The organism is Candidatus Tremblayella phenacoccinincola (genome assembly GCF_002682985.1).
Taxonomy (GTDB): domain Bacteria; phylum Pseudomonadota; class Gammaproteobacteria; order Burkholderiales; family Burkholderiaceae; genus Tremblaya; species Tremblaya phenacola_C.
In genome coordinates, this window is sequence record NZ_MKGN01000002.1 from 1 (window position 1) to 14,652 (window position 14,652).

Sequence of the window (14,652 nt, forward strand, 5' to 3'; positions counted from 1 at the left end):
TGGAAAGCCTAGGATATGTGCTATGTTCATAGGTTCTATAGGAAGCTCTTTTGCTATGGTTCATCTAAGACTGGGTAGCGGGTGTTAGTAGTTATTATTTATTAAGCCTACCGATGTAAAAGGTTAGCCAAGTATGTAGGTTAGGTCTCATTATTGAGAAGCGGTTGTTAGGTGTGTATGCATGTTCGAAGTGAAGCTAACAAAGAAGACTGGAGCTACATCATAATACATACCACTAACCTAACAGATGCAGCTAACATTGGTTCTCCCTTTTAGCCTTCTTGCGTTGATAGTATTACGTCCGTTCTTAGTCTTCATTCGAATACGAAACCCATGCTTTCTTTTGCGTCTGGCTTTTGAAGGTTGATAAGTTCTCTTCATACATGTCCTGAAGGGGTTGATTAACTATAAGCTATGCAGTTGGTACGTTAATGAAGCAATGACTCAAGAGATAACCAATGAGAACCAGCAGAATAGCTATCTAAACCTTAGACATCACTATTACATGCCTATAAGTAGTATGTTGAACCAACATAATGCTTTTACTGTTGCCTTCAACTAATAGCTTTACCAACAGAAAGTCTATGTTGGTAAGTAATTCTATGAAGTAGCTGATGTTAATACTAACTTCTGAGCTGTGCAGGTGTTTGTTGTAGCTTCGGATAGGGACTACTTCTTCTAGCTTTTCATCTGTTAGGTTAGTGGCTCTTATTGCTAAACGACCAGCTTTGAGACTGAGGTTAACAATCTTAAGATCATCTGTTATAAGTACTACGAGTCGGTTTAATGCTGTTACTAAAAGCAGCCTATCTACCTCTAAGAAGAATAGATATTCCCTCTTCAGTATGTAGTTGACGTTTGGCTGTTTGCCAACTACCTGTTTGCATATGATCTCTGAGTTTGAAGCTGTGTATCTAATGTAGTTTCTGCTAATATATATCTTTGAAAGATGGTTGGTATATTCTAAATGTTTGTATAGCTCTGACAAAGAGTTTCTGGTCATTACAGCCGTTACCGAACTGTTGCTATATATTCTTAGGTTGGCACTAGCATAAGACAGTCTATGTTCGTCTAAAGTAATGCAGTTTAAGCTACCATTTCTGAAAACCACACAGATATTATTAACTTGAGAATACAGTTCGTGTTTAGCAATAGAGAATAAAGTAACTTTAAACAGCTGTTTTAGAACCTTTTGATTTACGATAAGAACAATGCATTCTTCAGACACACCATAAACTAATGGATACTTGGATGCTCTCATTGCTTTAACATGAAAGCTAGTGCTTTCAGTAAAGATGGTTAAGTGAATCTTGTTGCAAACGAAGGCTATTGTCTCTGCTAAAGCTAGTTTTATCATATTAGTTAGGCTTTTGATGTGGACTAAGAAAGGAACTGCTAATGAAAGACTATGGTTGTGTTTAACGCTAGATTGGGTTTGTGTTTCACCGTTACTAGAAATTAAGTAAACACGTCTTTTGTTATCTGTTATTAAAAAGCTGTTGAATATGTCTGTTTGTTTTAGGTCTGTGACTTCGCTAGTTGTCTGAATACATTTGAGAATTGAGTTTCTGTTTGTTCTGAAGAAAGGACCTATGTTTTCCATTCTGTTTTAGGGTTTAAGGAATGAGCGTTAACAATGAATATAATCTGTATATCAGTTGGCGTTTGGTGTTAACGCTTCGAACAAAAGCTAGAGAAGTGGCAGTTACAATAATAGCTATGTATTCAATATACTTAAAGAACAGGAACTCCATGAACAACTTAAATAAGTTAGGTGAAATGATGCTTTTGAAAATGCTTGAGAAAGGTTTGAGGAGTCTTTCACTATTGGCTTTTTCAAACCCCAGTTCTATACTATATGTTTTAAATACAGCAGTTAAACACTCAAAGCCAACTGAATTGTTCTACAAGGTCAACCTTACGAATTTAAGAAAGATAGAACCAAACTTAATCTATGAAAGCTTGCCAAAGGCCAAACAAGAAACAAATGACACCCTTAAAACCAAGAGTAAGCTTAGCAATACTATAAAACAATTGTCACTGAAGCAGCTATATAATACAGGTAAGTTATATCATCATCTGAAGTTTGTTTTAAGACATCAGGGTTTCAAGTCAAAAGCTTATTATACGTTTTTAGATAAAGCACGTATGAAGCTTCTTACTTTTAGATTTGCTCCTGAAACAACAGAATTGCTTTTCAACCTGGTCTGCTATGAATTTAGTGTATTCTCCAACGTTGAATCTAAACTGATTGGCTCATTGAAAACAAACCCAATCAAAGACTCTTCCTATGCTGTTACAAAGGAATCCTGCAGAATAGGAGTCAAATATATGGTGAACATAGAAGGTGAAAGCCTGCTAAAGAACCAAAGTAAAGCTGGAATGTATATAGATAAATACATACTGTTAAAAGCTAGAGCATACCAAACAGCCACAAGAATTAAAAGCATCAGGACCAGAATCGTTAAACTAAACTTAAGGCTAGTTAATTCAATAATTAAAAGATATGCGGCAGGAACATATCAACATGGTTTAAGTAGTTATGATTTGGCTCAGGAAGGCAACGTTGGACTAATGAAAGCAATTAGAAGCTTTGATGACAAAAGAGGTTGCAAGTTTTCGACATACGCTACTTGGTGGATAAGACAAACTATTACCAGGTCAGCTTTAGACCAATCGAGAATGATTCGACTCCCTGAAAGCTTAATAGATATGATTAACAGAATTAACCGCTCGGTTAGAAACTATGTGAAGGTAAAAGGCTACGAACCATCCTTAGAACAGCTTACGCACGAACTGAGAACAACAAAAGAGAAACTTACCAAAGCCATTCAAACAGCAAAGGATCCAGTTTTAACAGAAGCATTAGTTACTAATGAAAGCTTTCATTTGGAAGGCTTATCCGATAGTTCTAATGTATGTTCGCCAATGGAATTTGTTACTAGGTCAGACACATACCTTAGCATTGAAAGAGTTCTTAGTTCTTTAAGTGTTAGAGAAGCAAAGATTTTAAGGATGCGGTTTGGTATTGGAATGGACTCAGGACACACTTTAGAAGAAATAGGCAGACAGTTTGAAGTTACAAGAGAGCGAGTCAGACAGATTGAAGCAAAGGCATTAAGAAAGCTACGACAGCCTAACAGATTTAGGAAGCTAAAGACGCTGTTGGAATAAGATTATTGGTATTGTTGGGTTTGGGGTTGGTCTTCTTCGTCTAGTGGTTAGGACATCGCTCTTTCAAGGCGGAAACAGGAGTTCAATTCTCCTAGGGGACGGATTAGAATTACTAAGAATATATGTAGCTATGTTAGCTTTTGTTGTTAGAACCCAAAGAACTATATGTATTATGAATATACTAATTAATAATATGCTTGAAAAGGCTTTTAATAATATGTTTGGCTATAAAAAGATAGTCTTAGCTTATAGCGGAGGTTTAGACTCAACAGTATTACTTGATATGTTTACTATTATGACTAGTAAAAAGAACAGCTTATTATCTAATGAATATATATTGAATATACGAGCTATACATGTTAATCATGGGCTTAGTTGTAATTCAAAACTATGGTTCAAGCATTGTAGAGCTCAATGTTTAAAACGTAATATTCCATTTAAAAGCATATGTTTATGTTTAAATAAGTATTATAAAGGAATAGAAAATACAGCACGGGAAGAACGTTATGGAAAGCTAATTAATAGTTTATTACCAGGTGAGGTTTTAGTAGCTGCACATCATAACGATGAACAGATTGAGTCTTTTTTTATAAACTTAAAGAGAGGTAGTGGCCCATTAGGTTTATCTTCAATGGCTAATAGTTCTTATTTCAAAAGCTCTTTTTTATTACGGTCTTTATTGCAGCTTAGTAAATATCAATTAAAAGCATATGCGAATATATTTAGCTTATCTTGGATTGAAGACGAAAGCAATAATGATGTTAAGTTTGAACGTAGTTATTTACGAATCCATATATTACCAACTTTAAAAGCTCGTTGGTTGAAGTTCAATGGTTCTGTTTCGCGAAGTATTTCAATCTTTTTTGAGCAAGACTATTTAATAAATGAGTTATTATCAAGTGCATTATTAAGATTAGTTAATTATGATGGTTCATTAAGTTTATTACCGTTATTTAGTATGGATATTATTAAAAGATATGCTATAATAAGACGTTGGTTAATTAAATATAATTCTAAAATGCCATCTAAAAAGAAAGTGGTTTATATTTGGAAGTATATTATTAACTGTCGATATGATGCAAAACCTAGGCTTATACATGGTAATAAATTCATATGTAGATTCCATAATAAGCTTTACTTTATAGTAAAGAATAGCTTTTCTTCTTTTGAAGTTAATATCACTTGGAACTCTTTTGAAGGACCATTGTTTTTACCTAAAGAGCTTGGTATTTTAGTTTGTTACTCCTTAAAATTAGGTATTAATTTAAATAGATCTAAAAGGCTTTCATATGCTGTTAAAAGATTGGTAGTTAGTAATATTAGTTATATAGAGACACCTAGTTTTAATGAGAGTATGGCTATAAGATTTGGTAACTTTAACAGAAAGCTTTTAAACTATGATAGTTCATTAAAAAGCCTATGTCAGTTAGGAATTCCTTTTTGGGTTAGGAATAAGATGCCATTATTATTCTTTGAAAATGGCTATATAGCATCTATTGGGGTTTATACATTTAAAACTAATAAGAGTAATAGATGCCAGGTTTATTGGTATATAAAAAGGTAACTATCATAGCTACATAATATATTAGTTTCCAAAGGGGAGGCAGCTGCAAGAAGTTGTTCTTCGTATATATTAGCGGGAAACGAGGCTTGAACTCGTGTCTCAATCTTGGCAAGATTGTATTCTGTCCTACTAAACTATACCCGCATTCTGCTAGTCTTTGCTTCTGATACTGCTTTTAGGATATCTGTCTGATTGGTTTGGGTTTACTGACCTACAGACACCATCAGCAGTCTTCAGAAGAGGGAGCCTTCCTTCAGAGGAGTATCTGAGGGGCTGAGATATTGTGAAACCTGAGGGGAGAGGGGGGGGGAATCCACCCTTCTCTGGTGGAGGAAGGATTCGAACCTTCGAAGTCTTTTGACAACAGGTTTACAGCCTGTCCCCTTTAATCACTCGGGAACTCCACCTAACTAAAACCATAACTGCTAAGCTTAACTAAAAATAGATATAGTAAGTTAATCATATATAAAGAGTCATATATATTATTCTCAATAATGTTTATAACTACAGATCCAGCTATAAACCCAGATATCTTATTCTTCAAAAGGCTAACTACCTGAATATAACTAAAGATACCAAACCCTTGTAATATTGGCACAGAATAATAATAGCCTAAACCCTTAACAGAATTAACTAATGGTAACTTTAGATTAGCTTCAATGCCTGTAATACCAAGCTTCGATAATAAATATATGTATAAAGAGCTACATAGAACTACCTTCTTTAGTAAAGATAAAGAAGCTAAAGGAGGACATATATAGATATAATATAATAAATATATAACAAGCTGCCTATAAACCCATCTGCTTTCTTCTAAAGGCATATCAACAATAATAATAGAGTCAGCTTTTATATAAGAACAATAAGAGCAAAAAGTCCTTATTCCAATGTTAAATACTAAGTTACTATACATTAACAGACCTATTGGAATATATGGGAAACGATGTCTAATAACTGCTAAAGACTTAAAACAATTAAAAGGCTTAATACCAATGTTAATAACTCGAAAAGCAGCCCTTTGTATAGTTGGTCCATCTGCTAAAGGATCAGAAAAAGGAATACCTAACTCTAAAGCAACAATACCAGATAAGATAAAGTTACTAACTACTTTTATATATCTATTTTGATTAGGTTCACCAATTACATTAAAAACAATAAAAGAGGTTTTATACCTTCTAAATAAAGAATAAAAGGCTTCTCTATAGCGGTTAAGTTTCAAGCTTCTCCTTATTTAGTATATTAGAAACATTAGCTATATCTTTATCACCTCTACCAGATAAGTTAACCACAAATAGCTGCTTTTTATTTGGATTATCTTTAATAACTTTTAAGACATAAGCTATTGCATGAGAAGACTCTAAAGCTGGTATTATACCTTCATAATGAGACAGCTTTTTAAATGCTACTAATGCTTCATAGTCAGTAATAGAAATGTACCTAACACGTTTAACTTCATGTATAAAGGCATGTTGAGGACCAACTGAAGGGAAGTCAAGACCAGCAGATATGGAATATGAAGGCTTTATTTGTCCATTAGTAGTTTGTATTATAGGAGAGCTCATTCCAAAATATATACCAAACCGACCTTTACTAACAGAAGAGCCATGCTTTTCAGTATTAACACCTTTTCCTCCAGGCTCAACACCTACTAAAGATACTCTAATGTCTTTTATAAAGCTAGAAAATATACCAATAGCATTAGAGCCACCCCCAACACAAGCAGCTATTGAATCAGGATAACAGCTTTCATACATCAATAGTTGCTTTTTTAATTCCTCACCAATTAACCATTGAAACTCATGTACTAAAAAAGGAAATGGATAAGGTCCGGCAACAGTTCCTAACATATAATGTGAATAGCTATAACTATTAGACCAATCTCGTAATGCTTCATTACAAGCATCTCTTAAAGTAGCAGAACCATTAAATACTGGGATAACTTTTGCTCCCATTAACTTCATTCTAAAAACATTAGGTGATTGTCTTTCCATATCTTTTGATCCCATATATACCCGACATCTTAAACTTAATAACGCAGATACTATTGAAGAAGCCACACCATGTTGACCTGCCCCAGTTTCAGCTATAACTTCCTTTTTCCCCATATATTTAGCTAATAAAGCCTGCCCAATAACCTGATTTGTTTTATGAGCCCCTCCATGTAAAAGGTCCTCGCGTTTCAAATATAGCTTAGCATTAGAACCTAAAGTAATATTGTTACATAGTGTAAGTGGGGTTGCTCTTCCAGAAAAACAATTAAATAACCTTCTAAACTCCAATTGAAATAGCCTATCATTTTTAGCCTTTATAAAAGTAGCTTCTAATTTAAATAGAGTAGGAATAAGAATCTGAGGTACGTGAATACCCCCATACTTACCATAAAAGCAGTTAAACTTCATTATAGTTCTCTAATATATTAGTCACAATAAGTTAATATTAAAAGCATAGTTAATAAAAAGAAGTATTTAAAAAGCTCTTATTCTTTCAAAAGAAGAATATAGTTTTATATAGCTTTTATTACCAAAGACCATTTCTAGTTTAGAATTAAAATCTAAGCCAAAGCAACCCAAACGAGCAGCATATAAACAGTTTAACTCTGACAAACCACCAGCTAAAATGACATCACATTTGTTTACACCATCAACTAAAGACCAATCAAATAGGTTCCCACATCCACCACCACTATCAAGTAAACAATTACTTATTTGATATATGCTTAAACCTGATAACTGAAACCTAACATTAAATGCTTTCCAAATAAGACAAGAAAAAGGTAACTGTTGTCGCAATATATTTATGTAGTTTTGTTCTTCAAGACCATGTAGCTGTATAGCTTTAAGCTTAATAGATTTAGATATTAAGGATATAGCTGGTACTATCTTATTACTAAATACTCCCACATAAGCTAATGTTATAGCTGAAGAAATAAGGTTAGCTTTTGTTATAGTTAAATAACGAGAAGAGTCACCAATAAATATTAAACCACCATAAAAAGAACCAATAGTATAAACATTACTAATATCAACTTCATTTAATAAACCACATATCTTATTCTTTCCAAAAAGCATTCGATAAAAAGAAGTATTCAAATTAGACTCAGACATTATTGAAGTACCAATAAGAAACCCATTAACATAATAACTTAGGTTTACTATATCTTGATAGTTTAAGATACCAGACTCACTAACAATAATAAGCTTAGTTGGTATCTCAGGAGTTAACTCAATTGTATTAGCAACACTAACTAAAAAGCTATCCAAGTTACGGTTATTTATACCGACTACTTTTATATTAAGTTTTAAAGTTCTTTGAAGTTCATAGCTATCTATTATTTCAGTTAATACACCCATATTTAACCTATTAGCTACTGAATATAACTCAATATAAAGACTATCTTTAAGAACTGACAACAGTAACAAAATAACATTAGCACCATAAAAACGAGATAGATATATTTGCCATGTTTCAATAATAAAGTCTTTACATAATATAGGCTGTTTAACTAAACTACTAATTCTATATAGAAAGCTAAAGCTACCAAAGAAATGCTTCTCTTCAGTTAATACAGATATTACTGAAGAACTGCTTTTACATAGCTTAGAAAATAGATGAAGCCTATAGTTAGAGAGTTTACCTATTTTGTTTTTAGATGGAGAATGGCTTTTGTATTCTATAATAACTATAGCTTTATTACTAGAAAGCACATTATAAAAGCTACGTTTATTTAACCTAATATATTGTTGAAACAAGTCTAAAAGCTGATGGTTCTTATAGCTATATATCCAATGCTTTTTAGTTCTTATAATATTATTAAGCTTATGGTTATTAGACAATATGGTTATTATAGGTTAGCTAAAGAACTAACTTTAGCATAAGGTTTACTACTAACTATCTCTTTTAGAGAGCTTCTAATAGCTTTTAATATAGACCTACTACTAAACAGCTTAAATAAAAGTGAGGTATTACTAGCAATAGATATTATTCTTTGTCGGTTACCCTTGCCTTTTAGTAACCTATTTAAGCTATATAGCCTATAGCTATTGGATATGTTAAAGATATCTTCTACATATTGAATATCTAACTTAAAATCTAAGCTTGTTAATAAGTATTTAGTTATTAGTTTATTTTTAACTTCTATAGCTTTTGTTGGAAAATGTAATACAAGTTCATCTAGTCCGCCTCCACATACAGATATAGCATAACAATAGTTAAATATTATTATTAGGTTAGTTATAAAAGCAAACAAATAACAATCATATATTCCTACTAGTATTAATGAAGGCATAGAAGGATTTATTAATGGACCAACTATATTAAATATTGTATTAACTTTAACCCTATTCCTTAACTTAATTAAAAGCTTTAGAGCAATGTGATAGTTTACTGCTAACAAAAAGCAATAGCTTGTTTTATCAAATACTAACCTAGAATGGACAGGAGCTATGTTTAAGCTTATATTAAAATAGGCTATTAAGTCAGAAGAACCAACTCTATAGTTACTTCGGTTTCCATGCTTTATAATACTAACTCTACAACCTGATGCAACTATAGAACTAATTGTTGATATATTTAAGCTATTAGCAGCATCACCCCCAGTTCCAACTATATCACTAAATAGAGAATAAGGACGAGGAAACCATATAGAGTTAGCTAATAATGAAATAATAATACCTAAAGCTTCATTCATATATTCACCACGTGCTTTTATATTATAAACCAATAATAATAACTCATTTACATAAAGACCATAAAAGCAGTTAGCCTTAAAGAAGTTCATAGCTCGATAATAAGATATGCTTCTACATTCTATAAAGTACTGTATATTAGGTTTAGTTTCCATATAGTGTATGGCTCTCGGTATATATAACTAATATATATAATAAGCTACTGCAGCTTTGGGGAAAAGGTATATATTTCTCTGTAGTTCAGTGGCAGAACAGTGGACTGTTAATCCGCGTGGCACTGGTTCGAGTCCAGTCAGAGGAGTATCATAGTATATAGCTATATGTTATGTTATGTTGGAGGGCCGTTAGCTCAGTGGTAGAGCAGTTGACTTTTAATCAATTGGTCGCAGGTTCGAGACCTGCACGACTCAGTCACTCAGACACTCAAGCTATAGACAACCCATAAGCCTCCTATAAGAAACTCCATATAATAAGCATTAAGCTACTGTATCGCCGCTATTAAATGCTTTCTTAGCTGTATTTATAAACCCATTGACTGATATTACAGACCTACCTTCTAATTGTATTTTAGATGCTGCTAATACACCAAACCCGGTAGCTATATATATTCCCCTTTTATTAACAGCTAATACTAGACCAGCCTTAAGTAGATTAGCCTTATATTCAACATAACCACCATATGCTTCTATTATCTTTATTCTTAGGTTCCTAACATATAGAAAGCTACCAGGCCAACCTATAAAAGCACGACTATGGGACTCTAATATGAAAGCAGGTAAACACCAACTTAATAGACCTTCTTTTATATATACTTTATTAGCATAAACACCAGTCATTTCATCTTGGTAAACATATCTAATATTACCACTGAATAACATTAACAAAAAGCCTCTTAACAATCTTATGCTTATTAAAACTAGCTTTCTACTTAAAGAAATAGCATTATCATTATAGCTTATTATACATGGCTTTTTAAGTAATATTGGACCATCATCTATCCCATTATCCATTTGTATAATAGAAACTCCTGTTTTATTATCACCAGAATATATAGCTCTTTGAATAGGCGCAGATCCTTTCCATCGGGGTAAAAGTGAATAATGAATATTAATACATCCAAACCTTGGTAGTCTTAATATATTAGTTGGCAAAGATAAACCATATGAAACAACTATTATAACATCAGCTTTTATAGGCTTAATAATCCTAAATAGGTCTTCATTAAAACCTAATGACTGAAAAGAGTCTATATTATATTCTAATGCTATTTTTAAGGATGGTCTTTCATATAGCTTATTATTTGAAAAGATAGGCTTAGTTAAGATAGCTATTATGTTGCACTTTAAACCTAATAGGCTTTTCAAATGATTCGCAGATAACTCTGAACTACCAGCAAAAGCAATACGATAAGTCCTAAATAGTTCTTTAGTTAGCATTTATCTATATATATTTAGAAACCCAAATAGATGTTCTACTTCATGTTGAATACATATAGATAATATACCATTAGCTTTTATTCTATACATATATCCTTTTACATCAAAGGTCCCAATACATATGCTTTTAGTCCTAACTACAAAGCCTACAATGTTAGGAATAGATAAACAGGCTTCTTCAGAATAATCTTTTCCACTGCCTTCCAATAGAACAGGGTTAACTAAAACAACCTTAGTCTTAGAGCTTTCAATAACAATAAGCTGTTTATGTATATCAACCTGAGTAGCAGCAAGACCAATGGCTTTATTAAAATACATAGTTTCAAACATATCGTTTATTAGCTTAACTATATTATTATCGAACTTAACAACAGTCTCTGACGGGTTCTTTAGCTTTTCATCTGGGTATTTCAGTATATTTAATAAAACCATGGAATGCCTAACTCCCCCAGCTATGTAGTTCTTTGGTAAAAGAGATGTTATAATACTCGAAGCGAGGCTTGAACTCGCACAGCAGAAGCCGAGGGATTTTAAGTCCCTTGTGTCTACCAGTTTCACCATTCGAGCTAAAGCTAAGACATAAGGCGTGTCCCGGAATTGAACCGAGGTTTTTGGGTTTGCAGTCCAATACATAACCATTCTGTCAACACGCCAGCTAACATCACATAAAGACTATAATATACCAATATAGTGCCTAATAATATACAACAAGAAGCTAGGAGTATATATGTTAAATAGAAGCAGCTTTGACGTTATTATTATTGGTGGGGGTCATGCTGGAATAGAAGCATCAGTAGCTTCATCTAAAATGGGATGTAAAACACTTTTATTAACACAATCTATACTAACTATAGGAAAGCTGTCTTGCAACCCAGCTATTGGAGGAATAGGTAAGGGTCATTTAGTTAAAGAAGTTGCTGCATTGGGTGGAGTAATGGCAAAAGCTATAGATAACTCTGGAATTCAGTTTAAAACTATAAACTCTAGTAAAGGACCTGCTGTTCAATCAACAAGAGCTCAAGCTGATAAGTCTCTATATAATAAAGAAGTATATAGTATCTTAAAAGCCCAAAAAGATCTTACAATTCTATCTCAAGAAGTAAAAGAGCTAGTCCTAAAAAGATATAAGATAATCGGAGTTATAACGGCTAAAGAGTTAGTATTTAATGCTGAAGCAGTCATATTAACAGCTGGTACTTTTATGAATGGTAAGCTATCTATTGGGAAAAGCTATTTTAGTGGTGGAAGAGTTGGTAATAAGTCATCTAAGTTACTACCAATGTTTCTAAATAGGTTACCATTAAAACTAAATAGGTTAAAAACTGGGACTCCACCTCGTTTAGATATTAATAGCATTAACTTTAAGATATTAGAAACACAATATAGTGACTACCCACTTCCATGCTTTTCTTTTTATAAAGACCTTACTAAAAGTATCAGACAGGTTCCTTGTTATATAACAAAGACTAATAAGATAACTCATGAAGTCATAGCTAGTAATATTGAATATAGTCCGTTGTATAATGGAAATATAAAAAGCATCGGACCTCGTTATTGTCCTTCTATAGAAGATAAAGTTGTAAGGTTTTATAATAAGTCTTCACATCAGATATTTCTAGAACCAGAAGGCCTAACTAGTAATAAAGTATATCCAAATGGGTTATCTACTTGTTTACCATACAATATACAAAGATATATAGTAAGAACAATAAAAGGATTAGAAAAAGCACATATTATATCACCTGGCTACGCAATTGAATATGACTTTATTAATCCTATAGATCTTAAACTAAGCTTAGAAAGTAAACTAATTAAAGGCTTATTCCTTGCTGGACAAGTTAATGGTAGCACGGGTTACGAAGAAGCAGCAGGTCAAGGAGTTATAGCAGGAATAAATGCTGCTAGAATGTGTCTTAATAAAGAAGCTTGGACACCACGTCGAGATCAAGCTTATTTAGGAGTATTATTAGATGACTTATGCACACAAGGAGCTGAAGAACCATATAGACTATTTACTTCAAGGGCAGAATATAGACTAATATTACGAGAAGACAATGCAGATCTCAGGCTAACTGAAATAGGACGAAAGCTTGGTTTGATTAGTGATTCTCATTGGAGAAGCTATTGTACAAAGGCTAATAATATAGAAGCTATACACCAAAAGCTAAAAGAAGCTTTCATATATCCAAATACAAAAGCTAGTAGCTATATAAATAATCTTATAGTAAACCCATTACTAAAAGAAGTTAGCTGTAAATGCTTACTAAAAAGACCATCTATAACATATAATATGCTATTAACTACAAAAGGGTTTCCATATATTGATGTATATGCTTTTAAAGAGGTTGAAATACAAATTAAATACTCTGGCTATATTGTTCGACAATATGAAGCTGTTAAACGTAACATAAGTAATGAGCTAATAAAGATGCCTTATAATATTGAATATAATAATATACCTGGCTTATCTAATGAAGCTACTGAAAAACTAAACAAGCATCACCCATCAACTATTGGGCAGGCTTCAAGAATATCTGGTATTACACCTGTTGTCATTTCTATGCTTTTAATTTGGTTGAGGAAACACAATATGTTAAAAGTACATTGATATATAGACATGTTGTTAACAGGCTGTCTAAGGTTCTTTTATGGTTTATGTTATAATGTTGCTGCTTTTATATAAAGGACTATAAGTTAATAATGTATTTAAAGCTCTTAATTAAGACAACTAAAAGCATTGATTATTATACATTAAAAGCAATTAAGTTAGGACTCCGTTCTCGAGCTTGGTTTAAGCTAGATGATATTCAAAAAGCTGATAACATATTAAAACCAGGAATGACAGTAGTAGAGCTTGGTTCTAATCCGGGAGGATGGTCAGAATATGTGTTGGATAAAATAGGTAAACAAGGTTCAATCATAGCCTGTGATATACTACCTATGGATAATCTAAAAGGGGTCTATTTTATACAAGGAAACTGCTTTGATATAGCTACTCTAGAAAAGATATACTTAAAAACAAAAGACTCCAAAGCTGACGTAGTTATATCAGATATGTCTCCAGCTATTACAGGCATACCTTCTATTGACATTCCTAAAACAATAGAACTTATAAAGATAGCTTTAAAAATAGGTTTAACTATTCTAAAACCAGGAGGTAGTCTTCTAGTAAAAGCATTTCAAGGAGAAAGGATTGCTAATATCTATAATAAGCTAAGAACTATATTTAATAAGGTTAACATACGAACCCCAAAAGCTTCTCATATATTTTCTAGAGAGGCCTATATTGTAGCTAAAGAGATAGGCTTATAGTTAGCATTTATAGGGATACTTTTGTTGATAGCTCTTCAAAGGAAGGAGGGAGAAAGTGTTTAATACCGAGGTGGCGAAATAGGTAGTCGCGTTACTTTGAGGTGGTAATGCTTTTATAAGTATACGGGTTCAAGTCCCGTCCTCGGTATTATATAATAAACATAATACGCATCTAAAGCGGAGTGGAGCAGGCTTGGCAGCTCATCGGGCTCATAACCCGAAGGACGTTGGTTCAATTCCAACCTCCGCATCTGAGATCTTGGTGTTCTTGTGTTGTTAGTTAACCTTTGTATATTAGTATGTAGATTAGTATGTATGATGTTCATTGTAGCTTGAAAAGGCAGTCTATATTGGTATGTATCTATAGGCTATTAGATGAACCAGGCTCTAGGACAGATATACGTTGGTTCTTAACAGCTACAGAGCACATACATAGCTGATGAACCATTCCTTTCTCGAGTAGAGGCTACCCATATGCTTA

At 32.8% G+C, this 14,652-nt stretch carries 12 protein-coding genes and 9 tRNA genes; 9 read left to right on the forward strand and 12 right to left on the reverse strand.

What is annotated here, in order from left to right:
- Nucleotides 1–240: 240 nt before the first annotated feature.
- Nucleotides 241–381: a 50S ribosomal protein L34 gene (gene rpmH, locus TPPER_RS00075; protein ID WP_099336770.1), complete on the reverse strand. Its 141-nt coding sequence runs from the start codon at nt 379–381 to the stop codon at nt 241–243.
- A 100-nt stretch (nt 382–481) separates the two neighbouring features.
- Nucleotides 482–1,603 carry a DNA polymerase III subunit beta family protein gene (locus TPPER_RS00080; RefSeq protein ID WP_099336771.1) on the reverse strand — a complete coding sequence of 374 codons (1,122 nt, stop codon included), beginning with the start codon at nt 1,601–1,603 and terminating at the stop codon, nt 482–484.
- A 65-nt stretch (nt 1,604–1,668) separates the two neighbouring features.
- On the opposite strand from TPPER_RS00080, the gene TPPER_RS00085 reads away from it, so the two are divergent.
- The 3 genes from TPPER_RS00085 (at nt 1,669) to tilS (ending at nt 4,738) form a co-directional block, all read left to right on the forward strand.
- A complete protein-coding gene (locus TPPER_RS00085) occupies nt 1,669–3,174 on the forward strand; it encodes a sigma-70 family RNA polymerase sigma factor (protein ID WP_186787033.1) in 1,506 nt (501 codons plus the stop codon).
- 29 nt (nt 3,175–3,203) lie between these two features.
- Nucleotides 3,204–3,275, forward strand: a tRNA-Glu gene (locus TPPER_RS00090).
- Nucleotides 3,276–3,346: 71 nt separating this feature from the next.
- A complete protein-coding gene (gene tilS / locus TPPER_RS00095) occupies nt 3,347–4,738 on the forward strand; it encodes a tRNA lysidine(34) synthetase TilS (protein WP_186787034.1) in 1,392 nt (463 codons plus the stop codon).
- A gap of 71 nt (nt 4,739–4,809) precedes the next feature.
- On the opposite strand, the gene TPPER_RS00100 is transcribed toward tilS, so the two are convergent.
- From TPPER_RS00100 to trpD, 6 genes are all read right to left on the reverse strand, one after another.
- Nucleotides 4,810–4,882, reverse strand: a tRNA-Gly gene (locus TPPER_RS00100).
- 180 nt (nt 4,883–5,062) lie between these two features.
- A tRNA-Tyr gene (locus TPPER_RS00105) sits at nt 5,063–5,145 on the reverse strand.
- The gene (gene trpA, locus TPPER_RS00110) at nt 5,145–5,957 is read right to left on the reverse strand and encodes a tryptophan synthase subunit alpha (protein WP_186787035.1); all 813 of its coding nucleotides are present in this window, start codon (nt 5,955–5,957) and stop codon (nt 5,145–5,147) included. Before trpA ends, TPPER_RS00105 begins: the two co-directional genes overlap by 1 nt.
- On the reverse strand, nt 5,947–7,137 hold the full coding sequence (gene trpB / locus TPPER_RS00115; protein ID WP_420885370.1) for a tryptophan synthase subunit beta: 1,191 nt from the start codon (nt 7,135–7,137) through the stop codon (nt 5,947–5,949). The genes trpA and trpB overlap by 11 nt, the downstream gene beginning before the upstream one ends.
- A 66-nt stretch (nt 7,138–7,203) precedes the next feature.
- Complete coding sequence (trpCF, locus tag TPPER_RS00120; RefSeq protein WP_186787036.1) at nt 7,204–8,571, reverse strand: bifunctional indole-3-glycerol-phosphate synthase TrpC/phosphoribosylanthranilate isomerase TrpF; 1,368 nt, start codon at nt 8,569–8,571, stop codon at nt 7,204–7,206.
- Between the two features lie 8 nt (nt 8,572–8,579).
- Nucleotides 8,580–9,578, reverse strand: coding sequence for an anthranilate phosphoribosyltransferase (gene trpD / locus TPPER_RS00125; RefSeq protein WP_099336777.1), 999 nt, complete (start codon nt 9,576–9,578; stop codon nt 8,580–8,582).
- 74 nt (nt 9,579–9,652) lie between these two features.
- Between trpD and TPPER_RS00130 the strand changes: the two genes are divergently transcribed.
- Both TPPER_RS00130 and TPPER_RS00135 read left to right on the forward strand, forming a co-directional pair.
- Nucleotides 9,653–9,724 (forward strand) — tRNA-Asn (locus tag TPPER_RS00130).
- Nucleotides 9,725–9,761: 37 nt separating this feature from the next.
- Nucleotides 9,762–9,833 (forward strand) — tRNA-Lys (locus TPPER_RS00135).
- 66 nt (nt 9,834–9,899) lie between these two features.
- On the opposite strand, the gene TPPER_RS00140 is transcribed toward TPPER_RS00135, so the two are convergent.
- The 4 genes from TPPER_RS00140 to TPPER_RS00155 form a co-directional block, all read right to left on the reverse strand.
- Nucleotides 9,900–10,859 (reverse strand): methionyl-tRNA formyltransferase, encoded by a 960-nt coding sequence (locus tag TPPER_RS00140; RefSeq protein WP_099336778.1) that lies wholly within the window; start codon nt 10,857–10,859, stop codon nt 9,900–9,902.
- Nucleotides 10,860–11,291 carry a peptide deformylase gene (def, locus tag TPPER_RS00145; RefSeq protein ID WP_099336779.1) on the reverse strand — a complete coding sequence of 144 codons (432 nt, stop codon included), beginning with the start codon at nt 11,289–11,291 and terminating at the stop codon, nt 10,860–10,862.
- 53 nt (nt 11,292–11,344) lie between these two features.
- A tRNA-Leu gene (locus TPPER_RS00150) sits at nt 11,345–11,426 on the reverse strand.
- A 15-nt stretch (nt 11,427–11,441) separates the two neighbouring features.
- Nucleotides 11,442–11,512, reverse strand: a tRNA-Cys gene (locus tag TPPER_RS00155).
- 74 nt (nt 11,513–11,586) lie between these two features.
- Here TPPER_RS00155 and mnmG point away from each other — a divergent pair.
- The 4 genes from mnmG to TPPER_RS00175 all read left to right on the forward strand — a co-directional run bounded on the left by mnmG (nt 11,587) and on the right by TPPER_RS00175 (nt 14,422).
- Nucleotides 11,587–13,467 (forward strand): tRNA uridine-5-carboxymethylaminomethyl(34) synthesis enzyme MnmG, encoded by a 1,881-nt coding sequence (gene mnmG, locus TPPER_RS00160; RefSeq protein ID WP_099336780.1) that lies wholly within the window; start codon nt 11,587–11,589, stop codon nt 13,465–13,467.
- A gap of 92 nt (nt 13,468–13,559) precedes the next feature.
- Nucleotides 13,560–14,171: an RlmE family RNA methyltransferase gene (locus tag TPPER_RS00165; RefSeq protein ID WP_099336781.1), complete on the forward strand. Its 612-nt coding sequence runs from the start codon at nt 13,560–13,562 to the stop codon at nt 14,169–14,171.
- Nucleotides 14,172–14,235: 64 nt separating this feature from the next.
- A tRNA-Leu gene (locus TPPER_RS00170) sits at nt 14,236–14,319 on the forward strand.
- 28 nt (nt 14,320–14,347) lie between these two features.
- Nucleotides 14,348–14,422, forward strand: a tRNA-Met gene (locus TPPER_RS00175).
- Nucleotides 14,423–14,652: the final 230 nt, after the last annotated feature.

Excerpts from the sequence above, each read along its gene's own strand:
- rpmH (WP_099336770.1), bottom strand. The coding sequence starts at position 381 with ATGAAGAGAACTTATCAACCTTCAAAAGCCAGACGCAAAAGAAAGCAT.
- TPPER_RS00080 (WP_099336771.1), bottom strand. The coding sequence starts at position 1,603 with ATGGAAAACATAGGTCCTTTCTTCAGAACAAACAGAAACTCAATTCTC.
- tilS (WP_186787034.1), top strand. The coding sequence starts at position 3,347 with ATGAATATACTAATTAATAATATGCTTGAAAAGGCTTTTAATAATATG.
- trpB (WP_420885370.1), bottom strand. The coding sequence starts at position 7,137 with ATGAAGTTTAACTGCTTTTATGGTAAGTATGGGGGTATTCACGTACCT.
- trpD (WP_099336777.1), bottom strand. The coding sequence starts at position 9,578 with ATGGAAACTAAACCTAATATACAGTACTTTATAGAATGTAGAAGCATA.
- TPPER_RS00140 (WP_099336778.1), bottom strand. The coding sequence starts at position 10,859 with ATGCTAACTAAAGAACTATTTAGGACTTATCGTATTGCTTTTGCTGGT.
- def (WP_099336779.1), bottom strand. The coding sequence starts at position 11,291 with ATGGTTTTATTAAATATACTGAAATACCCAGATGAAAAGCTAAAGAAC.
- mnmG (WP_099336780.1), top strand. The coding sequence starts at position 11,587 with ATGTTAAATAGAAGCAGCTTTGACGTTATTATTATTGGTGGGGGTCAT.
- TPPER_RS00165 (WP_099336781.1), top strand. The coding sequence starts at position 13,560 with ATGTATTTAAAGCTCTTAATTAAGACAACTAAAAGCATTGATTATTAT.